This is a genomic window from Corynebacterium sp. BF-R-2, from assembly GCF_024586525.1.
In the GTDB taxonomy this organism is placed as follows: domain Bacteria; phylum Actinomycetota; class Actinomycetes; order Mycobacteriales; family Mycobacteriaceae; genus Corynebacterium; species Corynebacterium singulare.
Window position 1 is genome coordinate 66,514 of record NZ_JAMFTP010000014.1, and the last position, 23,501, is coordinate 90,014.

At 60.9% G+C, this 23,501-nt stretch carries 23 protein-coding genes; 18 read left to right on the forward strand and 5 right to left on the reverse strand.

Annotation, left to right across the window (positions count from 1 at the left end):
* The first annotated feature begins 324 nt into the window (after positions 1-324).
* Positions 325-1,242 (forward strand): hypothetical protein, encoded by a 918-nt coding sequence (locus tag M5J09_RS11010; protein WP_257157881.1) that lies wholly within the window; start codon positions 325-327, stop codon positions 1,240-1,242.
* Here the strand turns inward: M5J09_RS11010 and M5J09_RS11015 are convergent.
* Together M5J09_RS11015 and M5J09_RS11020 are read right to left on the reverse strand one after the other, a co-directional pair.
* On the reverse strand, positions 1,239-2,978 hold the full coding sequence (locus tag M5J09_RS11015; protein ID WP_257157882.1) for a long-chain-fatty-acid--CoA ligase: 1,740 nt from the start codon (positions 2,976-2,978) through the stop codon (positions 1,239-1,241). The genes M5J09_RS11010 and M5J09_RS11015 overlap by 4 nt on opposite strands.
* A gap of 247 nt (positions 2,979-3,225) precedes the next feature.
* Positions 3,226-4,938, reverse strand: a complete 1,713-nt coding sequence (locus tag M5J09_RS11020) for a long-chain-fatty-acid--CoA ligase (RefSeq protein ID WP_257157883.1) — start codon at positions 4,936-4,938, stop codon at positions 3,226-3,228.
* A gap of 77 nt (positions 4,939-5,015) precedes the next feature.
* Between M5J09_RS11020 and mshA the strand changes: the two genes are divergently transcribed.
* The 4 genes from mshA (at position 5,016) to M5J09_RS11040 (ending at position 9,151) form a co-directional block, all read left to right on the forward strand.
* A complete protein-coding gene (gene mshA, locus M5J09_RS11025; protein ID WP_257157905.1) occupies positions 5,016-6,281 on the forward strand; it encodes a D-inositol-3-phosphate glycosyltransferase in 1,266 nt (421 codons plus the stop codon).
* Between the two features lie 89 nt (positions 6,282-6,370).
* Complete coding sequence (locus tag M5J09_RS11030) at positions 6,371-7,120, forward strand: phosphoglyceromutase (RefSeq protein WP_257157884.1); 750 nt, start codon at positions 6,371-6,373, stop codon at positions 7,118-7,120.
* A gap of 76 nt (positions 7,121-7,196) precedes the next feature.
* The gene (locus tag M5J09_RS11035) at positions 7,197-8,456 is read left to right on the forward strand and encodes a cell wall metabolism sensor histidine kinase WalK (RefSeq protein ID WP_210385391.1); all 1,260 of its coding nucleotides are present in this window, start codon (positions 7,197-7,199) and stop codon (positions 8,454-8,456) included.
* Complete coding sequence (locus M5J09_RS11040) at positions 8,453-9,151, forward strand: response regulator transcription factor (protein ID WP_042529114.1); 699 nt, start codon at positions 8,453-8,455, stop codon at positions 9,149-9,151. Before M5J09_RS11035 ends, M5J09_RS11040 begins: the two co-directional genes overlap by 4 nt.
* Here the strand turns inward: M5J09_RS11040 and M5J09_RS11045 are convergent.
* Positions 9,148-10,047 carry a hypothetical protein gene (locus tag M5J09_RS11045; RefSeq protein ID WP_042529117.1) on the reverse strand — a complete coding sequence of 300 codons (900 nt, stop codon included), beginning with the start codon at positions 10,045-10,047 and terminating at the stop codon, positions 9,148-9,150. The two genes, M5J09_RS11040 and M5J09_RS11045, sit on opposite strands and share 4 nt — an antisense overlap.
* 33 nt (positions 10,048-10,080) lie before the next feature.
* Between M5J09_RS11045 and M5J09_RS11050 the strand changes: the two genes are divergently transcribed.
* The 5 genes from M5J09_RS11050 (at position 10,081) to M5J09_RS11070 (ending at position 13,434) form a co-directional block, all read left to right on the forward strand.
* Positions 10,081-11,010: a Ppx/GppA phosphatase family protein gene (locus M5J09_RS11050; protein WP_083280738.1), complete on the forward strand. Its 930-nt coding sequence runs from the start codon at positions 10,081-10,083 to the stop codon at positions 11,008-11,010.
* Between the two features lie 9 nt (positions 11,011-11,019).
* A complete protein-coding gene (locus tag M5J09_RS11055) occupies positions 11,020-11,808 on the forward strand; it encodes a hypothetical protein (RefSeq protein WP_042529119.1) in 789 nt (262 codons plus the stop codon).
* A 102-nt stretch (positions 11,809-11,910) separates the two neighbouring features.
* On the forward strand, positions 11,911-12,702 hold the full coding sequence (proC, locus tag M5J09_RS11060; RefSeq protein ID WP_257157885.1) for a pyrroline-5-carboxylate reductase: 792 nt from the start codon (positions 11,911-11,913) through the stop codon (positions 12,700-12,702).
* Positions 12,703-12,901: 199 nt separating this feature from the next.
* On the forward strand, positions 12,902-13,090 hold the full coding sequence (locus tag M5J09_RS11065) for a helix-turn-helix domain-containing protein (RefSeq protein ID WP_010189818.1): 189 nt from the start codon (positions 12,902-12,904) through the stop codon (positions 13,088-13,090).
* A 242-nt stretch (positions 13,091-13,332) separates the two neighbouring features.
* Positions 13,333-13,434, forward strand: a complete 102-nt coding sequence (locus M5J09_RS11070) for a 30S ribosomal protein bS22 (protein ID WP_003855542.1) — start codon at positions 13,333-13,335, stop codon at positions 13,432-13,434.
* Between the two features lie 145 nt (positions 13,435-13,579).
* Here the strand turns inward: M5J09_RS11070 and M5J09_RS11075 are convergent, their stop codons facing one another.
* Positions 13,580-14,818, reverse strand: coding sequence for an HNH endonuclease signature motif containing protein (locus M5J09_RS11075; RefSeq protein WP_257157888.1), 1,239 nt, complete (start codon positions 14,816-14,818; stop codon positions 13,580-13,582).
* A gap of 220 nt (positions 14,819-15,038) precedes the next feature.
* On the opposite strand from M5J09_RS11075, the gene M5J09_RS11080 reads away from it, so the two are divergent.
* Entirely contained in the window at positions 15,039-15,617 is a 579-nt protein-coding gene (locus M5J09_RS11080; protein WP_070536135.1) for an LURP-one-related/scramblase family protein, read from the forward strand.
* On the opposite strand, the gene M5J09_RS11085 is transcribed toward M5J09_RS11080, so the two are convergent.
* The gene (locus tag M5J09_RS11085; protein WP_257157889.1) at positions 15,614-16,633 is read right to left on the reverse strand and encodes an HAD-IB family hydrolase; all 1,020 of its coding nucleotides are present in this window, start codon (positions 16,631-16,633) and stop codon (positions 15,614-15,616) included. The genes M5J09_RS11080 and M5J09_RS11085 overlap by 4 nt on opposite strands.
* A gap of 109 nt (positions 16,634-16,742) precedes the next feature.
* On the opposite strand from M5J09_RS11085, the gene M5J09_RS11090 reads away from it, so the two are divergent.
* The 7 genes from M5J09_RS11090 (at position 16,743) to M5J09_RS11120 (ending at position 23,481) form a co-directional block, all read left to right on the forward strand.
* Positions 16,743-16,982 carry a glutaredoxin family protein gene (locus M5J09_RS11090; RefSeq protein WP_042529128.1) on the forward strand — a complete coding sequence of 80 codons (240 nt, stop codon included), beginning with the start codon at positions 16,743-16,745 and terminating at the stop codon, positions 16,980-16,982.
* Between the two features lie 102 nt (positions 16,983-17,084).
* Complete coding sequence (locus M5J09_RS11095; protein ID WP_257157891.1) at positions 17,085-18,464, forward strand: glutamyl-tRNA reductase; 1,380 nt, start codon at positions 17,085-17,087, stop codon at positions 18,462-18,464.
* The gene (hemC, locus tag M5J09_RS11100) at positions 18,465-19,352 is read left to right on the forward strand and encodes a hydroxymethylbilane synthase (protein ID WP_042529132.1); all 888 of its coding nucleotides are present in this window, start codon (positions 18,465-18,467) and stop codon (positions 19,350-19,352) included.
* Between the two features lie 162 nt (positions 19,353-19,514).
* Entirely contained in the window at positions 19,515-21,236 is a 1,722-nt protein-coding gene (locus tag M5J09_RS11105; protein WP_257157892.1) for a uroporphyrinogen-III synthase, read from the forward strand.
* 60 nt (positions 21,237-21,296) lie between these two features.
* Positions 21,297-22,274, forward strand: a complete 978-nt coding sequence (hemB, locus tag M5J09_RS11110) for a porphobilinogen synthase (protein WP_257157893.1) — start codon at positions 21,297-21,299, stop codon at positions 22,272-22,274.
* 23 nt (positions 22,275-22,297) lie between these two features.
* On the forward strand, positions 22,298-22,987 hold the full coding sequence (locus M5J09_RS11115; protein ID WP_042529139.1) for a hypothetical protein: 690 nt from the start codon (positions 22,298-22,300) through the stop codon (positions 22,985-22,987).
* Positions 22,984-23,481 (forward strand): hypothetical protein, encoded by a 498-nt coding sequence (locus tag M5J09_RS11120; RefSeq protein ID WP_042529141.1) that lies wholly within the window; start codon positions 22,984-22,986, stop codon positions 23,479-23,481. Before M5J09_RS11115 ends, M5J09_RS11120 begins: the two co-directional genes overlap by 4 nt.
* Positions 23,482-23,501 lie beyond the last annotated feature (20 nt).

Sequence of the window (23,501 nt, forward strand, 5' to 3'; positions counted from 1 at the left end):
CCAAACATAACTAATCATGATGACGCCACCGTAGTCGAAGGGTGTTGAAAACAGGGTCTCCCGCGCGCAAAATGTGAGGTTTTTCTCACGTTTGATGCGGGGGTGGGGGCACTCTCGTGATTCTCGCCGAGCGAAGGTGCCTAACCTTTTGTATTCTTGGCGGCACTGCAGCAGCTCGGGGGGATGCGCACGGGGTACTCATCACCAGCTCGCTCAGTATGCACGTACTACACAAGATTCTAGGGGGGGACAATGTCTCAAACCGCACCTCAAAAACCGGCTAAAACTCCAGCTGTGCTCAGCGCTAGGCGCGTGAGGAAGGTCATGGAAAGGCTGGCTGGCACGCTAGAGAAAAACGAAATGGGCTTGCCCACAGTCCGGATTCCGGGTGGCTACATGAGTATTGACGTCAACGAAGAAATGGGCGGCCTTGCCATTCTTGGGTTTTGGGGCGGCTCGGTGCGCTTCGACCCAGACCGACAGCCCTTGCGTATGGACGTCAACGACTTCAATGGTGGAGGGATCTCTGGCAACGTCGTCGCTGAGGCCTGTGGGAGCTCCGCACAGCATTCGCATCTGCGCGTTTATGCCGCGCCGTATTTGCCGTCGACGGCCACGAATTCTCAGCTTAAGAGCATTATTTCTGGATACGCTAAGTCACTCTCGGCAGTCTTTGCGCGATTCGATGAGCACTTTCCGGACGAACCCTCCAGGCCCATGCGTGGTGCGGGGCTTAAGCCGGTTCCCGCGCATTATTTCAGTGAAGTCTACGAGGTTTCAGCAGTCGGGCTGTGGCGCGTGCACCAACGCGCTACGCGCTTGGCCATGATCGGGCACCCAGTCCACATTGTGAACCATGGCGACGGCACGGTGAGCATCATTATTGATGACCACACCATCACCGTGCAGGCAGCGCAGGACGGCTCAGACGATATTGAACTGCGGCTAGTGACGCCCTCTGGGCGTTGTATGTGTGATTTCGATGCGCTCGTGCGCTGGGCCGAGTTCAAAAATGACGTCCAGTATGCGTACTCCGCGCGTATTGAGGCTGTGCATCATGATGCAGAAGAGGATCTGGTCTTCGTTGCCGCTGCTCGCATTCCCACCGCGTGGGGCTATACGGATGCGCAGCTGGACCACCAGTTGAGCACCTTGGTGAGCCAGTTGATCTGGGCTGGGGAGGAGTTCTACACAACCTTCAACCCAGATCGCTTCAAGCGTTACGTTGATCGCGCTGCTTAAGCCTTGGCGTGTTCTTCAATGAGCGCCATGAGATCCTTCTGCACCTCGCGGCGGCGGACTTTGCCCAGCTGGTCCGACGCCAAGTGCTCGAAGTGGTAGAACCTGCGCGGAACCTTATAGCGGGTAAGGCGCTCGCGGCAGTAGTCCTTGAGGCCTTCGGGGTCGAGCACGGCGCCGTCGTTAAGCACAATGCAGCCCACCACGTCCTCAGAACCGTCTGCGCGGGGCAGACCCACGACAGCCACGGCGTTCACGTCCGGGTGCTGACGGATGACGTCCTCGACCTCAGCCGGGTAGATATTGAAGCCGCCGGTAATAATCATCTCCTTGATGCGGGAGACAATCTTGATGAAGCCATCGGACTCCATAATCGCCATATCGCCGGTGCGGTACCAGCCATTGTGGAAGGCATTCTCGGTGGCTTCCGGCATATTGAAATAGCCCTTGAACACCTGCGGGCCGCGCACGAGCAGCTCGCCGGCGGTGCCGTCCGGCTGGGTTTCATCGAGGTTCTCTGGGTTTCCGATGCGCACCTCGGTATCCGGGAATGGGATGCCGATGTAGCCCGGGCGGCGGTTCGTGTTGAGGGGGTTCACTGTCACGATCGGTGAGGTCTCCGTCAGGCCGTAGCCCTCCACGAGAAGGCCGCCGGTGAGTGCCTCCCATTCTTCGACGATTTCAGGAGGCAGGGCAGCAGCACCAGAGAGGCTGTTCTCGATGCCATGTAGGTCGATTCCTTCCTTCTTGGCGGCTTCCATGACCTTGGCATAGATGGTGGGCACGCCCGGCATCCAGGTGGGGCGGCGCTTCTTCATGATCTCCAGCAGCAGAGGAATCTTCGGTGCCGGCGTGAGCACGAGCTCGCCACCAATCTGCACGCCCAGCGCGGCGATCAGGGTGAGGCCGTAGACGTGGAAGAGGGGCAGAGCCGCCAGCATGCGTTCAGGCTTGTCACCCAGGGACGGAACCCACGACTCTGCCATCTTCATGTTGCAGTAGAGGTTGGAATGGGTCAGCTCCGCGCCCTTCGGTGTGCCGGTGGTGCCTGACGTGTACAGGATGAGCGCGGTGTCGTTGAGATCGACGTCCGCGTTGACCAGCTTGTGGCCGTGTCCGCCGATGGCGCGGCCGGTGAGGGCGCTCCATGGCACGGTATTGGGTGCTGGGACGGAGAGCTCCTCCCGCTTGTCCTTGATAAAAGGAATAGGCAAGCGCAAGAGCGCCTGCTTTCGACGTGGCATGGCGTCAATCATGTTGACCGTCACGATAGTCTCCAACGGGGTGGAATCGCGCAGCTTCTCGAAGGTCGGGCTCGACTTGTCCCAGACCACAGCCACGCGGGCAGCGTGGTCCTTGAAGAGCGGCTCCAACTCCGGCGCGGTGTACAGCGGGTTGTGCTCCACCACGGTGGCACCCAGCTTCAAGATGGCGTAAAAAACGGCCACGTGCTGCGGACAGTTGGGCAGTGCCACCGCCACGCGGTCACCCGGGCGAATGCCGAAAGCCTTGAGTCCTGCCGCTGCGGCGCGCACGTGGGTATCGAGCTCGCGGTAAGTCATCTGGTGGCCGAAGAACCACGTGGCTGGTCGGTCGCCATAAGTCTCAACGGTCTCTTGATAGGAGTCGAGGAGAGTCTTGTCGCCGTAGTCCAAGTGGGGCTTGGTCCATTCCGGGTAATACTGCAGCCAGGCCTTGGTCTCGTAGGCGGATGGTGCGTGGGCAGAGGATTCGGTCATGCGCGCGAACTCCTTAGGTGGTCAAATATGTTACGTGTGGAACAGTATAACTAATTTGTGACAGGAGTCTCGCAAAAATTTGCAAAGTTGCTTCTAATAACTAAAAGTATGTGCTCAGGACCCTGGTTGGCAGGGATGGGGAGGGGAAACCTGGAAAACGTACGCGTCTGGCCAGAACCGTGGCTGTCGACAGGGCTTTCGCCCGTGAGCCAGGTCCTGGCCAGACGTGAGGGAGGGGAGGTGGGTTTTACTTCTCTGCCTTGAGGCGCTCAAGCAGATCCGCTTGGACCTCGCGGCGGCGGATCTTGCCCAGCTGGTCGGTGGCGAGGTGCTCGAAGTGGTAGAAAGTGCGCGGAACCTTGTAGCGGGTAAGGCGCTCGCGGCAGTAGTCCTTGAGGCCTTCGGGATCCATAGCGGCACCGTCTGACAAGATGATGCAGGCTACAACATCCTCGGAGCCATCCGAGCGCGGGCGGCCCACGACGGCTGCCTCTGTGACGTCGGGGTGAGAGAGCAGGACTTCCTCTACCTCGCCTGGGTAGACGTTGAAGCCACCGGTAATGATGATTTCCTTGATGCGGCTTACCAGTCGGATGAAGCCGTCTTCTTCCATGACGCCCATGTCTCCGGTGCGGAACCAGTCACCGTGGAAGGCATTCTTGGTGGCTTCCTCATCGCCGAAGTAGCCCTTGAACACCTGCGGCCCGCGGGCCAAAACTTCGCCCTCCTGGCCATCCGGCATGGTTTCGTCAAGGTTATCCGGATTAGCGATGCGGACTTCGGTATCCGGGAACGGGATGCCCACATAGCCGGGACGGCGGTCGGAGCTCATGGGGTTGCCCACGATGATCGGAGAACACTCGGTGAGACCATAGCCCTCTACCAGCATGCCGCCGGTGTACTTTTCCCATTTCTCCACTGTGCTGACCGGCAGGGTGGATGCACCGGAGAAGGCTGCGCGGACGCCATCGAGGGACACGCCGTCTTCTTCTGCCTTGGCCACGATGCGCTCGTAGAGGGTCGGCACACCCGGAATCCAGGTTGGGGTGTGTTTCTTCATGAGCTGCATGATGAGCGGCATCTGTGGGCTCGGCAGGAGAACGAGCTCGCTGGCGATGAGCGGCGCCAAGGTGGCATTCATGGTGAGGCCGTAGGCGTGGAAGAACGGCAGGGCCGCAAGCATGCGCTCGGGGGAATCACCCAAGCCCGGAACCCAATGCTTGCCCATGAGCAGGTTGGAGAACAAGTTACCGTGAGTCAGCTCCGCACCTTTGGGCGTACCCGTGGTGCCCGAGGTGTACAGGATAATCGCGGTGGTGTCCTTGGTGACTTCTTCCGGGGAGAGGACATCGGAGCCATCGCCGCCGATAGCGTTGCCCACAAGGGACTCCCACGGCACGGTGTTTGGGGCCGGCGCGGTGAGCTGCTCGCGCTTGGCCTTCAGCGGCGGAATAGGCAGACGCAGGGCCAGGCGCTGTGGGGTGGGCATGGCGTTAATCATGTTGATGGAGACGACGGTCTCCAGACTCGTCGTCGCGCGCAGCTTTTCCAAGGTCGACGCTGTCTTGTCCCAGGAAATGGCGATGCGCGCGCCGTGGTTCTGGAACAGGCCCTCGAGCTCGTGCGCGGTGTAGAGCGGGTTGTGGAGTACGGCGATGGCACCCAGCTTGAGCACGGCCCAGAAGGACGCGATGAACTGCGGGCAGTTCGGGGCGACGATAGCCACGCGGTCACCTGGGCGTACGCCGAAGGCGCGAAGACCGGCGGCGGCACGGCGCACCTGCTTATCCAGCTCCGCATAGGTCTGTGTGCGGCCGAAGAAGTAGGTGGCGGGTTTGTCGGGGTTGAGTGCGAGGTTGTTGTCGTAGACGTCGAGAAGCGTGGTGTCCCCATATTCCAGGGTGTGCGGGGTCCACTCTGGGTAGTACTGCAGCCACGCTTTGGACTCTGATGCCGACATTCCTTCACCTTTCGGTCACGAAACTCAAGTTGGGGGGCCAGTATAACTCTCTCTGATTCGGGATACACTGGATGACTATGCGCATCGCGATGATTTCTATGCACACCTCACCCCTTGAGCAGCCCGGATCAGGGGATGCCGGTGGCATGAATGTGTACGTCCTCAATACAGCCCGTCAGCTTGCGCGCCTTGGCGTCACCGTGGATGTTTTCACGCGCGCCACACGCCCGAGTCAGGGTGAGGTGGTGGACGTCGAGGAGCGCCTGCGCGTTATCAACATTGTGGCTGGCCCGTATGAGGGACTGAGCAAGGAGGAGCTGCCCACCCAGCTCGCCGCTTTTACGGGGGGAATCTTTAATTTTGCTCGCTGCTTCGACGTGGATTACGACGTCATACACTCCCACTATTGGCTCTCCGGTCAGGTGGGCTGGCTGTTGCGGGACCTGTGGGATGTGCCCCTCGTGCACACCGCGCACACTTTGGCCGCTGTGAAGAATGTGCATCGCACTCTTGATGACACTCCAGAGACCGAAGCCCGCCGCATTTGCGAGCAGCAGCTCGTGGACAACGCCGACATCCTCGTGGTTAACACAGCGCAAGAGACCCGCGATCTGGTGGAGCACTACGATGCGTCGCCGGAGAATATCGTTGTCGTTTCCCCTGGTGCAGACACGGAGCTGTACACACCGGGCACCGATCGCATGACGGAGCGTGCCCGCCGCCAGTTGGGCATTCCACTCCACACCAAGGTCGTGGCCTTTGTGGGGCGCCTGCAAAAGTTCAAGGGGCCGGAAGTCCTTATCCGCGCCACGGCTGAGCTCATGGAACGCGATCCGGATCGCAGCCTCCGCGTCATCATTTGCGGCGGAGCTTCTGGGGCGAATTCCTCGCCGGAGACCTACCATAATTTGGCCCGCGATCTGGGTGTCGAGCGGGTTGTCCGCTTCCTTCACCCACGCCCGCCGCAGGAGCTCGTTGCCATCTATCAAGCAGCGGACATTGTGGCGGTGCCCAGCTACAACGAGTCTTTTGGCCTCGTGGCCATGGAAGCGCAGGCCTCGGGAACGCCCGTGGTTGCGGCGGCGGTCGGTGGCCTGCCCATCGCTGTTGCAGACGGCGACACCGGTCTCCTTGTCCATTCCCATTCGGCGCCGGACTGGGCTGACGCTCTGGAGCAGTTGCTTGATGACGATCCACGTCGCATCGCCATGGGTGAAGCCGCCGTCGACCATGCCCAGCAATTCAGCTGGGCTGCCGCCGCGACCCAACTAGAAAACATTTATGCCGACGCGATGAGTATTGAGATTCCGGATTGCCATACGCGCCGAGCAATTGGCTACTAAACCCACACAAGTGGGCATGAACCCACGCCCAGGGGTAGTGTGCCTGGGTTCACAGGCGCAAGGCCCGCAAACGTGGCATGCTGGTGTTTATGAGTAACGGAAAGCTGATTCTACTTCGACACGGACAGTCCGAATGGAACGAGTCCAACCAGTTCACCGGTTGGGTTGACGTCAACCTCACCGCCAAGGGTGAGAGCGAGGCTAAGCGCGGCGGCGAGCTGCTCAAGGAGCAGGGCATCCTGCCGGAGGTTGTCTACACCTCCCTTTTGCGCCGCGCCATCTGCACTGCCAACATCGCGCTCAACGCTGCCGATCGCCACTGGATTCCGGTTGTGCGTGACTGGCGCCTCAACGAGCGCCACTACGGTGCCCTGCAGGGCCTCAACAAGGCAGAGACCAAAGATAAGTACGGCGAGGAGCAGTTCATGGCATGGCGCCGTTCCTACGGCACTCCGCCGCCGGAGCTTGAGGATGGCTCCGAATACTCCCAGGCTGGTGACCCGCGCTACGCTAACCTTGATGAGGTTCCGCGCACTGAGTGCCTTAAGGACGTCGTCGAGCGCTTCGTTCCTTACTTCGAGGAGGAAATTCTCCCCCGCGCCAAGAAGGGCGAGACCGTCCTCATTGCTGCACACGGCAACTCCCTGCGTGCCCTGGTCAAGCACCTTGACAATATCTCTGAGGAAGACATCGCTGGCCTCAACATTCCGACGGGTATCCCGCTGGTCTACGAGATTGCTGAGGACGGCTCTGTGGTGAACCCAGGCGGCAACTACCTCGATCCGGAGGCAGCCGCTGCTGGCGCCGCCGCGGTTGCTGCTCAGGGCGCGAAGAAGTAGTCCTGCTTTCGCGCACTGCGCATAATCCCCAGGGAGCCTATACTCCTTGGGGATTTCTTTCGAGGTGTGAATCGTCGTGGAACTTATACTCGCTTTCCTAGCCGGTGTGGTGGCGTGTGGCCTAGCCATACCGGTGATAACCCGTATCCGCGAGCGGCTGGAGCGCCGCCGCGCCCGCGACGCTGATTCCAACCAGGTCACCAGTGTGAGCCAAGTTCTTCACCTTGCCGTGGGTGGTTCACCAGCGGGTATCACCGTGTTGTCCCGCAGCAAAGAAATCATTTTTTCCAACCCCTCCGCACACGAGATGTCGATGGTCCATGATCGTGCTGTGAACCCGGATATTTGGTCCGTTGCTCAGGAGGTCTTCGACGATAAGGAGACCCGCACGCTGGACTTGGCGATTCCTAAGCGCCGTACCGGAAACCGCGTGACTCAGGTGCGTGCCGTGGTCAAACCGCTGACGCTGAACGACGACCGATTCGTCATCGTGTACGGCACCGATGAATCCGAATCGGTGCGTATGGAATCCGCTCGCCGTGACTTTGTGGCCAATGTCTCCCACGAGCTTAAGACACCCGTCGGTGGTATCGCTCTGCTGGCGGAAGCACTCCTCCAAGACACCGGCGACCCCGACCATGTCGAGTATTTCGGCAGCAAGGTTCAGAAGGAAGCTGCGCGCATGGCGGACATGGTGAGTGAGCTCATCTCGCTGTCCAAGCTGCAAGGTGCAGAGGCCCTTCCGGAAATGAAGCCGGTCGATCTTGATGACATCATCGATGAAGCGATGACGCGCAACCAGCTTGCCGCGGACGCCCATAACAATCAGCTCACGCGCGGTGAATCCGTCGGAGTGCAGGTTATGGCAGATAAATCCCTGCTGGTCACAGCCGTTTCCAACCTCATCTCTAATGCCATTCACTACTCTCCTGATGAGATGCCGGTGTCAGTCACCCAGAAGGTCGTGAGTGGAAACGTTGTCCTCATTCGCGTTACCGACCGCGGTATCGGCATTGCCCCGGAGGACCAGGAGCGCGTGTTTGAGCGCTTCTTCCGCGTGGATAAGGCGCGCTCTCGCCAGACCGGCGGAACCGGACTGGGACTGGCCATTGTCAAGCACGTCGTGGCGAATCATGGCGGCAACATTAAGCTCTGGTCCCGGCCGGGAACAGGCTCGACGTTCACAATCGAGCTCCCTATATACACCGAAGAAAAGCCAGCGGATAGTGTAGAAAATCAGGATAATAAAGAAGACGGAGCCGTCAGCTCCGCCGCTCCTGGTCTGCAGCGCGCTGTTGCGCGTGTCGCCGCCCGTCGAAAGGATAAAGCTCAATGACCACCATCCTCATCGTCGAAGATGAAGAGTCGCTGGCCGATCCCCTCGCCTTTCTGCTCCGTAAGGAGGGCTTCGACGTTCTCCTAGCCCCAGATGGCCCCAGCGCGTTGGAGCAGTTCGCCGCAAACACCGTGGACATTGTGTTGCTCGATCTCATGCTTCCAGGCATGTCGGGCACGGACGTCTGCAAGCAGCTGCGCGCCACCTCCTCGGTGCCGGTCATCATGGTCACCGCGCGTGACTCTGAGATCGACAAGGTTGTGGGTCTCGAACTGGGTGCGGATGACTATGTGACCAAGCCCTATTCCTCCCGTGAGCTTATCGCTCGCATCCGTGCGGTGCTGCGCCGTGGTGGCGAGGTCAGCTCGGAGGGCAGCGAGGAAGAGCCGGATAACCAGGTACTGGAGGGCGGTCGCGTGCGCATGGATGTGGAGCGCCACACCGTGCTTGTCGACGGTCACCCGGTCTCCATGCCCCTCAAGGAGTTCGACCTCCTTGAATATCTCCTACGCAACGCCGGTCGCGTACTCACCCGCGGCCAGCTCATTGACCGCATTTGGGGCGCGGACTATGTCGGTGACACCAAGACTCTCGACGTCCACGTCAAGCGCCTGCGCTCCAAGATTGAGTCCGAGCCTTCCCACCCCAAGCACCTTGTGACCGTGCGCGGCTTGGGCTACAAGTTCGAGGCCTAAACCGCTCCTGAGTTCCCGCCGGATTCATCCGCAGGGTGCCGCGGGAATGTCACTCCGGAGCGTGCCCGTGCCTCACAGTGACGGGCCAGGATGTCATAGGATTCCTCGCCCAGCAGGGCAATGAGCTCCGTCTTCTGTGACTTCCACAGCGGCTCGTCTGCCGTGTGGCAGGACGGGTCGGCCGAGCAATACCAATCGAAGTCCTCTCCGCCATTGCCCCATCCGCGGCGATCGTATTCACCGATGGTGGTGCGCAGAATCTCTTCACCATCGGGGCGCTCTTCGTAGTCTTCGTGGCGGCGAATCGGCACCTGCCAACACACCTCAGGTTTGACCACGGTGAGCTCCTCTCCAGCATCGAGAGCCCACTGGTGGATGGCGCAGCCGGTGCCGGTGGGCCAGCCGGCGCGATTGGCGAAGATACAGGCGCCGTCGACAAGCGGCGTCTTGAGCGCTGGTTCTGGCTCGCCATCGTCTCCGTCGAGCTCGTCCCATTCCAACCACGGCTCCAGTTCTTCTGGTTGGCCGTTCTTCAGATACTCGTCGACATCCGCGGGGCGGTGCTGCCAGTAGCGTGCGGGCATGCGGGAGACGGCGTCGGCAAGCTGCTCCCGATCCGTCTCGTCGGCCATGTACGCGCCATGTACACAGCAGCCGACGTCGGGCTGCTGCTTATCGATGCCGTGGCACGCCGCCGTTCCAAATTGGCAGGCGTAGTGTGACTCGAGCCAGGTCAGATCGATGGAATAAACGTGCAACGGATCTTCGGGATCGGTGAACTCAAACCATTCACGCGGGAAGTCAGGGGCCTTTTCGCGGCCCGCAAGGATGGACGTGGCGGCGGGGGAGGAGGCGGGAAAACCCAGGTAAACCTCATTTGATTTTGGGCGATTCACACCTACCCACGGTAGACCTACTACTCTAGGGGTGTGCGATTAGGTGTGTTAGACGTCGGAAGTAATACCGTCCACCTCGTTGCGGTCGATGCCGCAACCGGTGGCCGCCCCACCCCGATGAGTGACTGGAAGACTCCACTGCGTCTGGTGGAACAGCTCGACAAGAAGGGCAACATCCACGAGAAGGGCTTGAAAAAGCTCATCTCCGCCGTGGGTGAAGCCAATGAGCTGGGCCAGAAGCTCGGTTGTGATGAGTTCATGGCTTTTGCGACCTCTGCGGTGCGCTCAGCCCCCAACTCGGCCGAGGTCCTCGATGAGGTGGAGAAGCAGACCGGCGTCCGCTTGGAAATCCTCTCCGGCGAAGAAGAGGCACGCCTGACGTTCCTGGCGGTGCGTCGTTGGTATGGCTGGTCCGCTGGTCGCATCACCAATCTCGACATCGGTGGCGGCTCCCTAGAGCTGTCCACTGGCACGGACGAGCATCCGGAGCTCGCTTTCTCCCTCGATTTGGGAGCTGGCCGCCTGACCCATAACTGGTTCGACACTGATCCGCCGGAGAAGGCGAAGGTAAACCTGCTTCGTGATTACATCGATGCGGAGCTGGTCAGCGTTGCCGATCAGATGCGCGCTCTCGGCCCCTCGGGCCTGGGCGTGGGAACCTCCAAAACCTTCCGTACGCTGGCCCGACTTACCGGTTCCGCGCCTTCTTCTGCAGGGCCGTACGTCAAGCGCACCCTCACCGCACCGGGTCTGCGGCAGCTCATTTCCTTCATCTCTCGTATGACTGCAGCTGACAGGGCAGACCTTGAGGGTGTAAGTTCTACCCGATCGCACCAAATCGTCGCGGGCGCTCTTGTGGCCGAGGCGAGCATGCGTGCCCTGGGCATCGAGAAGCTGGAGATTTGCCCATGGGCTCTCCGTGAAGGTGTTATTCTGCGCCGTACCGATAAGGGACTGGAATAGGAAAGAAACGTGGCTGACGAGAAACAGTTGACAGTTGCGGAGCTGCTGGCCCGTAACGCGAAGAACCACTCCGATGGAGAGAAGAGCTCGCGCCGCCGTCGCCGCAGCCTTGATGAAGGCGGCATCTCCGTTGCGGAATTAACCGGCAACCTCGAGAAGGTCAAGGCGGCCCCGGCGGAGTCGAAGCACTCCAACGTCTCCATCGACGAGACTGCTCCCGTCATTCCCGCTCCGACCAAGGACACCGACAAGCCGCAGGCCGCCGCTGTCCGCGTCGAGAGACCGGACACTTCGGTTAAGGAGGAAGCGGCCGAGAAGCCTGACAAGTCCGAGAAGGCCGATAAGCCGTCCGACGAGGACACCCGCGTTATCCAGCGCGTGAAGGACGAGCCCGCGAAGAAGGGTGAGGACACGACGGTCGACAAGGCCGTTGCCGCGCCCGTAGTCGCACCGGAGGATGAGACCACCGCGACGGGTGAGCTTGAAGCCATCGACCACGATCATGACGATTACGACGATGAGCATGACGAGGACTACGAGGAGGAGAAGCTCAACCCCTTCGCCGTCGTCCTGCTCGCCCTCGTGGGCATTGTGTTGGGGGCAGTCGTGTTCAAGGGCTTCGAAATCCTCTGGGATCGCTTCGACCGCCTTGTAGTCGTGGTGCTGGGCGTCGTCGTTACCGGCGTAATCGTTGGCATTGTGCATGCACTGCGCACCAGCCGTGACGGTCTGTCCATGTTCCTCGCGGCCGTGGCCGGGCTCGTGCTGACCTTCGGCCCGCTACTCGTGGTGATGTAAGCACCTGTTCCACAGGGCATCCTTTTGTCTGTGCGGCATCTGCTGGGATGTTGTGCGCTTACTTGGTGGCCGCGCCCTCGCCTTTCTGGCACCCTGGGAAGCATGACAAAAATTGCAGTACTTGGTGGAGGACAAATCGGCGAGGCCCTGGTGTCGGGGTTGGTGAACGCGGGCTATGATGCCGCAGACATCGTGGTGACCAACCGCCGTCCGGAGCGTGGCGAGGAGCTGCAGAGCGCCTATGGTGTGGCCGTCACCAGTGACAACGCCAAGGCCGTTGACAGCGCGGACTACATTTTTGCCTGCGTCAAGCCCTACGCCATTGTCGAGCTCCTTGAGGGCCTCGACATCTCAACGGACGCCGTTCTCGTGTCCATGGCGGCCGGCCTCACCCTGGACACTCTGGAGAAGGCCGCCGGCAACGGCGTGCCAGTCGTTCGCGTCATGCCGAACACTCCGATGTTGGTGGGCAAGGGCATGTGCACGTGTGCGGAGGGACAGCACGTGAGCGAGGGGCAGCTGGGGGGCGTCGTCAAGCTGCTTGAGGCCGTCGGTGAGGTTGCTGTCATCGAGGAGAAGCACATCGACGCCGCAACCGCCCTGGCTGGCTCCGCGCCGGCTTACTACTTCCTTGTCACCGAAGCGCTTATCGACGCCGGCGTACAGCTCGGCCTCACCCGTGACGTCGCCGAGCAGCTCGCAACCCGCACCGCCCAGGGCGCGGGCACGATGATGGCGGAATCTGGCAAGGATCCCGTCGCCCTGCGTGCAGGGGTTACCTCCCCGGGGGGAACCACAGCGGCTGCCCTCCGTGAGCTTGAAGAGTCCGGTCTTCGAGGCGCCTTCTTCCGTGCCGCTGAAGCATGTGCCCAGCGTGCGCAGGAACTTGCCTGAGTTTGCCGCCTCACCTGAAAATAATGTGACACCTGTTGTCCGGCGAGTTTCTGGGGAACAGCGTTGCGAATGTGGAAAAAATTGGCACTTGGGTCGCATTAGTCACAGGTTTCACGCTAAGCTGGCATGAGCGCGTGCGTGATAGTCCTGTGGGAGGGGAAGCCTACAGCGCGTCACGTGCTGAAGGGTTAAATAAACTATGACGAATGAAGATAAGGGAACTTTCCTGACCATCGCCGAAGTTGCAGAGATCATGCGTGTCTCCAAGATGACGGTCTACAGGTTGGTTCACGCAGGTGACATGCCGGCAGTGCGCGTGGGACGATCGTTCCGCGTTCATGAATCTGCCGTCAAGGAGTACCTTGAGGCATCCGTATACGGAGCCTAACTTTTTCATCTCTCTTCGGCAGCGCCCACCACTGCGGACTCCTACGGTCCACGGCGGTGGGCGCTGCCCTTAGTTTTGGTGATGGGCATGGCGCTGGGTAAGATGGTGGGCATTCGTGTCGGCAGAGGTACGTCTGCGTCTCCCTGTTTTGCGGGGCCGCATCGAGTGCACCGTGCGGTTTTATTCCAGGCGTCGCCGGCCGGTTTACGTACGTACTGATACCGAAAGTGAGGAAACCAGTTATGGGTTCTGTCATCAAGAAGCGCCGCAAGCGCATGTCCAAGAAGAAGCACCGCAAGATGCTGCGCCGTACCCGCGTTCAGCGTCGCAAGCTCGGCAAGTAAAGCTTCGAATCGAACTCCCCGCATGATCCTCCGCGATCGTAGCGGGGAGTTCGTCGTATCACACGACGGAGACGACATCTAGTGGAGATCCTTTCTGTGGTGAGGGGAGGGACTCGTCGTTTGAAACGACGACGCCGGTAGGCATCTAGAACGGAATGTCTTCCGGAGGGGTGTTCGGAACCTCCGGCTCAACCATTGCAGCAGCTGCGTCCAGCTCCTTTGTGAGAGCCTGGGCCTGTTCGTGGGCGCGCTCGCGGGTGGCGGTAATCTTCTGTGCCACGGTCTGTGCCCAACGCTTTGTCTTGTTTGCCAGCGGGCCAGTCGGTTCCGTCATGGCCCAGGTACCGTCTTCGAACAGCCAGACGATGTCCCCTGTGATGGGATCCATGATGTAGTGCGCGCGGCCATCGGTCTTCATGTTGTGATGATGTTGGCACAGCGATGCGAGGTTGCTCGGATGCGTTGGCCCGCCATCGGCAAAGTTGATGCGGTGATCCATCTGGCAGAGGTATGCCGGGCGGTTGCAGCCAAGTGCGCGGCAGGTGCCGTCGCGTCCCTCGACGAACTTGCGGATGAGCTCTGCGACAACGTAGTTATCCGATGCTGCCGGCTCTGCAGAAAAGTCGCGCGTCCGAGTGGCCGGCATGTCCTGCGAGGTCCAGCCATAGCCTTGAACAAAAGTGGGGGCGTTCTCAATGTCCGTGGCTTGGTAAGTGTGGAGGATAATCGTTGAGGCTGGGGTGATGCTGCCGGCGATAAGTTTCTTCAGGGCATCGGCTGAGGAGATGCCGTTCTTTTTTGCGGCCTCCCTGATATAGGAGTCCAGAATCATGCCGGTGGCGCTGTCGGTGTTGAGCTCCAGAATGGCGCGTTTTCCGGTGTCAGTCATCGTGTAGGTGTCCTTCTTGCGCGTATCGCGGAAGGACACCGTTTTGTCGATGCTTTTGCATATATCGCGGACCTTGCGTCCTATCTGGGCGGGGGTGGGAAAGGCCTGGTTGGGTGAGGTTGGGGTGAGGTAAGTGGCCAGGGAATCGTCGACAAGCGCGAGCATTTCCTTGGGTACGTTTCCCAGCTTGGTCAGTGCGCAATCGATGGCGATGAGGGCCTTCATGTCGAGAAGATAGGACGTGTCCTGCAGGTTCTTGACCTGTGGGAGCTCGGTGAGGCGGTGAACGGCGAGGCAGCATTCGGTGATGGTGTAGACACCGACGCCGAGCTTGGCGACGAGCCTCTGGCACGCCACATCAAAATCTTCATCGAGCGGTGGCATGGCGGCTGTCCACGAACGGTAATCAGCGCGCCGGGCGGCGCTGCGCTCGACGGCGAGCGCGCACTCGGGGTTCATGTGGGAGAAAAAGGCGGTAGGAGTGGTGGTGTTCAACGTGAATCCCCCCGGATTCTTGAGAGATTTGGGCAGTGTATGGAGAGGTGAACAGAAGTTCTAATAGAAACCTACAATATGCCTTGGACATGTGTCGCTACCTGCATCTATGTCGAATTGAAAAGTATGAAAAGTGGCACGCTTTCGACCTTGTTAGCGCAGTGGGGAGTACTATCCGTGTGAGCCCATCCACGGCGGGGTATGCGTATGATGGCGAAGTATGTTGCCTAAGCTCTTAACCCTCGAGACCCTGGTGATTTCGCAGACCAAGTCTTTTCTGCAGGATCAGTTCCTCATCGCGGATGAGCAGGGAGTGCCCGTCGGAACCATCCTGCAGTCCGGCGGAATGAAGGACATGCTCTTTAACTCCTCCCGCAGCTTGGAGGTGGCCTTCACGGATGATCAAGGAACACCGCAGCAGTCACTCATGCTCATCAAGGACCCGCCAAACTTCCTCAGGGATACGTATGAGGTGTATTTGCCGGGCGTCGAGAAGCCTATGGCGGTGGTGACCAAGCGATTTTCCATGCTCAAGACGCGCCTGACCATGGAGATGGAGAGTTTCCCGGAAATCGAGATTGAAGGTGATATCTGGGATTGGAATATCACCATTAGTAGTCAAGGCCAACCGCTCGCGGAGGTGCGTAATGAGTGGGCGGGCGTGGGGAAGTTCCTTTCGGGGAAGAACACCTACCGCCTGAGCATCGCGCCGGGGCTCGACCCGCAGCAGCATGCGGGGCTTATCGGCGCGGTGATGTGCATGGATATGCTGCGCACGAAGGCACAGCAGAGCGGTTAGCGGCGATGTGCCATGCGCCAGCCGCCGTAGGAAAAGAGGGCGGTGGCTAGCGCGGGCAGGCCATAGGTACGGATGGCCTTGCGGACGGAGCGGTAATCACGAATGAGCCAGCCTTTCTCCTCGGCGATGTCACGCAGCTTCGAATCCGGGTTGATGGCCACGGGAGTGCCCACCATAGACAGCATGGGGACGTCGTTGGCGCTGTCGGAGTAAGCCGTGCAGCGTTCAAGGTCGAGGTTTTCGAGCGTGGCCAGGGCGGCGACGGCATGCATTTTGCCAGGACCATGGAGAATATCGCCCACGAGACGGCCGGTGAAGCGCCCGTCGTCGACCTCCGCCACTGTGCCGAGGGCACCGGTGAATCCGAAGCGCTGGGCTAGGATCTGGGCTAATTGCACCGGGGTGGCAGTCACCAGCCACACTTGCTGGCCTGCGTCGAGGTGCATCTGAGCCAGCTGCTTCGTGCCCGGATAGGCCTTATCCGCCATGGATTGGTCCACAATTTCTTCGCACAGTGCGACCATGTCCGCTACCGAACGACCCTTCACGAACTCGAGGGCCTGGACGCGTCCGGACGCAACGTCCTCAGTGTTTTCGGACCCAGAGATGCGGAATTTCAGTTGCTTCCATGCAATGGGCAGGATTTCTGAGAGGCTGAAGTATCGACGCCGTGCCAGGCCAAACGCGAAGGCGACGAGCGATGAGCCCTGAACCAGCGTGTTGTCCACATCAAAAAAGGCCGCGGCGCCGACGTCTTGGGGAACATCTGGGTCCGGCTGCGTGATGGAACGTGCGCCGGCAGATTCGAAAGAGCCCTGGACGGATTCCATACCCGAGGAGAAGGAATCCAGGTCGATGCCGAAGAGCTGTTCCACCGCCGCGGCTGCCGACGCCTCACCTGCCGCACGCTGACTCTCCTCATCCAGTGGGGCAAAGGCCTGTTGTTCCAAGAAATTGCGGAGGTTTCCCCTACTCGCGGTCCAGTTGGCAAGGAACTCGCGGGGGGAGTCGGGCATACCGGGTGGCAAGGGGAGGGGCACGCGTTCAGCTTTCAACGGGTAGGCAGGCTAACGTGTCCATAGTAAACCGCACAAAGTTCAGAGTCTCACTAAGGAGCCCTTTTATATGTCCCACACAGTCGAGCTCATGGTGCGCACGACGTGCGGCTCGTGCGCGCGGGTGCGTGAGCAGATAACGCCAGTAGTGAAAAACGCTGGGGCGGAGCTCATCGTGCGCGTCGTTGACCAGGACAACGAGCTGGCCATGGAATACGGCGACCGGGTGCCTGTTGTGGTGATTGATGGTGATGAGTTTTCGTGCTGGGAAGTCGATAATGAGGAGCTGGCACAGGCGTTGGCAGGATAAGGCCCCACGGTGCGCGTGAGTTTCAGAATCGGGCTTGAGACTAGTAGTCTTTTGGTTGATTTGAGTCATCCAAAGGGATGATGAAGGACTGGAGGGTAGTGCATGAGTGTGCTCGTCGTGGGCATGTCGCATCAGTCGGCGCCAGTAGCGCTGCTGGAAAAGCTGAGCATGAACGAGACCGTGCAGACCAGCGCCTGCCAGACCCTGGTCCAGGCGGACTCGCTCTCTGAGGCGATGATCATTTCCACGTGTAACCGCATGGAGGTCTACACCGTCACCAACTCCTTCCACACAGGAGTGCAAGATGTCGTTCGCACCCTTGCCCGCGTGTCCGGTGTTGATGAAGGCGAGCTGCGCTCTTACCTTTATGTGCGTTATGCCGACGCAGCTGCTGAGCACCTCATGACGGTGACCTCCGGTCTGGATTCGATGGTGGTGGGCGAGCAACAGATTATCGGCCAGGTCCGCACGGCTTATCAGTCCGCTACCGATCAGGGAACGGCCGGCCCGCGCATCCACGCGTTGGCGCAGTCCGCGCTGCGCGCCGGCAAGCGTGTCCATTCGGAAACGGAGATCGATGAGGCTGGGGCCTCCATGGTGTCCTTCGCCTTTGATCAGGCGTTGAGTCGAATGGGTCGGGAGCGGCTGGACGGCGCGCGCGTACTGATCCTTGGCGCTGGCGCCATGGCGTCGCTGGCGGCCACTCATGCCGGACGTTTGGGAGCCCATCTCATCATTGCGAACCGCACCACCACACGCGCGCAGCGCGTGGCCGAGCATGCTCACGAGGCGGGCGTCTATGCGGACGTCATCGAGTTCGCTGACCGTGCCCAGGCGCTGCGTGATGTGGACATGGCCATATCTGCGACTGGCGCACAGGATTTCACCATCACGGCTGCCGACGTCGAGCGCTATCACGGTGCCGGCCGTGAGCTCATGCTCGTGGACCTGTCTCTGCCACGCGACATCGATGATGTCACCGCCTCTGTCGAAGGTGTGGACTTGGTCAATATCGAGCGTCTCAGCAAATCCTTGGAGGCTGCCGATACGGACATCGCTGCAGGTACCAGTCCGCATGCCCAGGCACGCCGCATCGTTACTGAGGAGCTCAATGCCTATGCCTCCGCCCAGCGCGTGCGCGATGTCGTCCCCGCCGTGTCTGCCCTGCGTAAGCGTGCTGCCGACCTCGTGCAGTGCGAAATCGCGCGCCTTGAGCAGAAACATCCCGAGCTGGATGAGCGTCAAATGGGGGACGTGAACCGCGCTCTCAAACGCGTGGCAGACAAGATTCTTCACGAGCCCACCGTCCGTGCGAAGCAGCTAGCAGCTAATTCCGGTACGGTCAGCCATGAAACCGCGCTCCAAGAACTCTTTGGCCTGCAGCTTGAGGGCAGCGGCGTGGCAGTGGACATGACCGAGCTGCCGGACGCCACACAGATGAAGGCTGCGGAGAATAAGAAGACAGAGGAAGAGGACGCATAAATGTTGAAGATCGGTACACGAGGTTCCTTGCTCGCCACGACACAGTCCGGCCATGTGCAGGGCTGGCTTCGGGACGCAGGCTACGAGGCCGAGCTGCACATTGTCACCACGCAGGGAGACGTCAACATGGCGCCCGTTGAGCGGATTGGCGTGGGAGTGTTTACTCAGGCTCTGCGTGAGGCTGTGCATCGCGGCGAGTGTGAGATTGCCGTGCATTCTTTCAAGGATTTGCCAACGGCCGTCGATGAGCGCTTCGACCTTGTCGTGCCCCAGCGTCAAGATGTGCGTGAAGCACTCATTGCCCGCGATGGCCTGACCCTCAAGGAGCTGCCGGAAGGCGCGCGCGTAGGTACGTCCGCTCCGCGTCGCATCAGCCAGCTCAAGGCACTGCGCCCCGACCTGGACATCCGCCCACTGCGCGGCAATATCGATACCCGGATGGGCAAGGTGACCAGCGGCGAACTCGATGCTGTTCTTTTGGCGTATGCCGGGCTCGTGCGCGCTCACTACGCCGACCGCGCCACCGAGGTCTTCGACCCCGCGGTTTTCATGCCGGCACCCGCCCAGGGCGCGCTTGCGATTGAGGCTGTGAAGGGCACGGAGGCAGCCCAGGCTATCGCCCTGCTTGGCGACGCCCTCGCAACCGCCGCCACCCGCGCCGAACGCACCGTGCTGTCCCAGCTCGAGGCCGGCTGCACCGCCCCGGTGGCCGCCACATCTCGCTGGGAAGGCGAGGAGCTCATCGTCCGCGGTGGCGTCTTTGCCCTCGACGGCTCCCGCCAGCTCACCGCCCAAGCGCGGGGCGCGGCCGAGGAGGCGGAGGCCCTGGGCCGCGCGGTCTCTGAGGAGCTCTTTGCCCAGGGAGCTGCAGAGCTGCTGGCTAACTAATTTTTGGTTTCGGGGCTTTTCCTTTAGTGTGTATCTAGCACACAATCATTGGCGTCAATGATTCAGCCCCCCTTAAACCGCAATTGAGGGGTGGGCTTTACTCTCCCGCCGCGGTGAGCGGCGCAGGAATCCCCCGGAATCCACAAACTAGAAAAGAACCTTATGAGCAATGCCGTGCCGGATACTCAGTCTGAACTGGGCTTGTCTGATCTGGGCTCGTCTGACCTGGGCAAAGTCGTCTTCGTCGGCGCCGGCCCGGGGAATCCCGATCTCTTGACCGTCCGTGCTCGCGAGGTTCTGGAAACCTCCGCCATTGCCATCACTGATGCTGAGGTGTCCTCCGGCGTGCGCGAGATGGTGGCCCAGCAAGTGCCGGTGCCGCAGGAGCTTCTCGACGCCGCCGAAGCCGAGTACGAGCGCATCTGCGCCGCAGCCAAGGAGGCTGGCGCTCGCCGCAAGCCCCCACGTCCGGCACCGCCGACGGCGGCGGTGTTCGAGGAGGTCGAGGGGGACGTCGTCAAGCAACTGCGTGAGGCGCTGACCCGCGCCGAGGGCCGCGATGTGATTCGTCTGGTGACGGGCAACCCGCTCAATCGCGAATCCATCAAGGCGGAGATTTCTGCGGTGGCGAACGCCGGTATGGAGTTTCAGGTCGTGCCCGGCATGTCTTTGCCGTCGACGGTGCCGTCCTTTGCCGGTATCGCGCTGGGTGCGACGTACACCGAGGCGGATATTACGGAAGGTGCGGACTGGGATGGTCTGGCCTCCGCAACGCAGCCTTTGGTGCTTCAGGCCACGGCTGATGACCTGCCCGTGATCTCCCGCGAGTTGGTGGAGCGCGGCATGCCCGCCGACACCGAGGCTTATGTCACTGTCCATGGCACGACACGCCTGCAGCGCACGCACGAGACCACCCTGGGAACCCTGGGCAAGCTTGATGCCGAGCTTCCCGGTGTCCTCGTTGTGACACTGGGCCGTAGCTTCGATGACCGCTCGAAGTACTCCTGGTGGGAAAACCGCTCCCTCTACGGCTGGCGCGTGCTCGTGCCACGCACCAAGGAGCAAGCGGCAGCCATGAGCGCACGGCTTGCTGGACACGGCGCTATCCCACAGTCGGTGCCGACCATTTCGGTGGAGCCGCCGCGTAACCCGGCGCAGATGGATCGCGCCATCAAGGGCATCGTGGAAGGCCGCTACAAGTGGATTGTGTTCACCTCCGTTAACGCGGTGAGCGCGGTGTGGCAGAAGATTGCGGAGCTTGGACTCGACGCACGCGACTTCGCTGGCGTGCACCTGGCCGCGGTGGGGCAGAAGACTGCTGATGCTATCCGCGCCAAGGGCATGGTTCCGGAGGTCATGCCGAAGCCGACTAAGCAGAATGCTGAGGGCCTCGTGGAGGTCTTCCCCAACTATGTTGAGGACATCGATGCGGTGGGCCGCGTGCTGTTGCCGCGCGCCGATATCGCCGGCGAGGTGTTGGTCAATGGTCTGCTGGACCTGGGCTGGGAGGTCGATGATGTCGTGGCCTACCGCACCGTGCGTGCGGCCCCGCCTGCAGCGGAGATACGTGACATGATCAAGTCGGGCGGTTTTGATGCTGTAGCCTTCACATCGCCGTCTACCGTGCGCAACCTCGTGGGCATTGCGGGTAAGCCGCATGCGCGCACCATCATCGCCTGCATCGGTCCCTCCACCAAGGCAGCGGCCGAGGAAGTGGGGCTGCGCGTGGACGTGGTTCCAGAGGTTGCGGATGTGCCGATGCTTGTCGACGCCCTCGCAGACCACGTCGCTGCCCTCCGCGCCGCCGGTAATTTGCCTGCGCCGCGCAAGAAGCGCCGCTCGCGCAAGAAGACTTCCTCGACCGCGTCAGGGCGAGCAGAGTAAGGGCGACTAGAGTCGAGAAGGTAGTTTATTTTCTCGTCGCTCAAAGGAGAGTTTCTACTCATGAGCATTGCTCGCCGCCCCCGCCGTTTGCGCCAGAATCAGGCCTTCCGCAATCTCGTCGCGGAAACCACGCTGCGCCCGTCCGACCTCATCCTCCCGATGTTTGTTGTTGATGGGCTCGATGAGCCCCGCGATATTCCTTCCATGCCGGGCGTGCAGCAGCACACTCTTGATTCCCTCAAGCGTGCCGCCCACGAAGCGCTCGACGCCGGAGTGACCTGCGTTGATCTTTTCGGCGTGCCGCGCGAGGAGGACAAGGACGCGACCGGTTCCGTGGCCTGGGATCCGCAGGGCATCCTCAACGTGGGTATTGCGGAGCTGCGCAAGGAATTCGGCGATGATCTCATTGTCATGGCGGATACCTGCCTCGATGAATTCACCTCTCACGGGCATTGCGGTGTGGTCGATGACCAAGGCCGCGTGCTCAATGACGAAACCGTCGAGCTCTACCAGGACATGGCGCGCTCCCAGGCCCGTGCCGGTGCGCATATGGTCAGCCCGTCCGGCATGATGGACGGCCAAATCGCCGCCATCCGCGAGGCCCTCGATGACGCTGGTCATGAGGATGTTGCCATCATGGCCTACTCGGCGAAGTACGCCTCCGCCTTCTTCGGCCCCTTCCGTGATGCCGTGGGTTCCTCCCTGGAAGGTGACCGCCGCACCTACCAGCAGGATCCGCGTAATTACCGCGAGTCGATGCTGGAGGTAGACCTCGACATTGAGGAAGGTGCGGACATCGTCATGGTGAAGCCGGGCCTGCCGTATCTCGATGTGCTGGCCGGTACGGCGGAACGCTCCTCCGTTCCCGTGGCCGTCTACCAAGTCTCTGGTGAGTACGCGATAATTCAGGCTGCCTCCCAGAACGGGTGGATTGACGGCGAGGCCGTTATGCTGGAGTCCTTGACCGCGTTCAAGCGCGCTGGTGCAGACCAGATCCTGACGTACTTCGCCACGGACGCTGCCCGCCTGCTCGCATAACCTGCCCACCTTTAAGGAGAGTCGTGACGCTTAGCCCGAACACCACGCCGGCCGCACAGCCACGGGGCGAGGATTCCACGAAGTCCAAGCGCACCGAAGCTGTCTCCCTCATGCTTAAGGTGTGGACCGTTGCTTTAGGTCTTGAGGTCGTGCACCTCGTCCTGAGCATTGTGCTCACACTGCTCAACCGCGATGAACTCTTCGCGCAAGCACGAACCGCCGCGGAATCTGCAGCGGAGCGCTCTGGTCAAGACATGACGGAGGCGTTCGTCCAGATTATGGCCTATGGTTCGGTAGCGCTGAGCTCGCTCATCTCTCTGGCCATTGTGGTGCTGCTGGGCATCATGCTGTGGATGATGAACAGCAAGTCCAAGGCCGCCGGCACCGGCCGGCGCCTGTGGTTCGCGTTCTCCCTCTATTTTGGTCTTCGCGTGCTCATCGTCTTCCTCAGCAGCCCGGCCGGAGCGAACGTTCCGGATTGGCTCTTCGTGCTGGACGGCGGCGTGCAGATTCTCGTTGGCGTGGCTGCCGTCATGGGCTTGCTCTTCGCCGGTAAGGAGGAAGTCCTTGAGTACACCGGGGAGATGGAGCAGGTGCGTCAGATGCGCAAGGAGATGGAAGAGCAGCGCCGCCTAGACAACCAAGCGCAACGCGATAAGGACCGTGACAGCAAGAGCAAAGACAGGAAGAACAAGAAAGACGACCGCTCATGAACGATCGCCCAGGTCCCGCAGACTATAACCGCGGCCCCCGTCGAAAGAAGAGGCAGGGCGATCAGGATTATTCCTCATGGCCCTCGCAGCTGCGGATCGCCTACTGGATCTTCGTCGTAGGGGCAGTCGTCATGCTCACCGCCGGCATGGTCGGACTTTTCGGGTCCTATTCCCAGGTGACTAACACGGAATTGAGCGTGGAGCAGGTGGACTATATCCGCTTCAATACGCGCTTTGCGGCTATTTCTAACATCGTGAGCGCTGTGGTGATTGCTGCCTGTTCCGCACAGTTGGCAAGCGGCTCGGTGTGGGCCCGCCGCATCATCACTGCAGTGTCGGCTTATGCCATGTTCGTCAACGTGGCAGCGCTCATCGCAGGAGTGGGTGGGTTGCTGTTGCTGCTCATACCGATGGTGCTCATGGTGGGCATTTTCTTCCTCTTCCACCCAGATTCCACGGCCTTCATTAAGGCGCGGCGCGCGGAGCGGGCGTAATTGGCGCCGACTCCAACTTT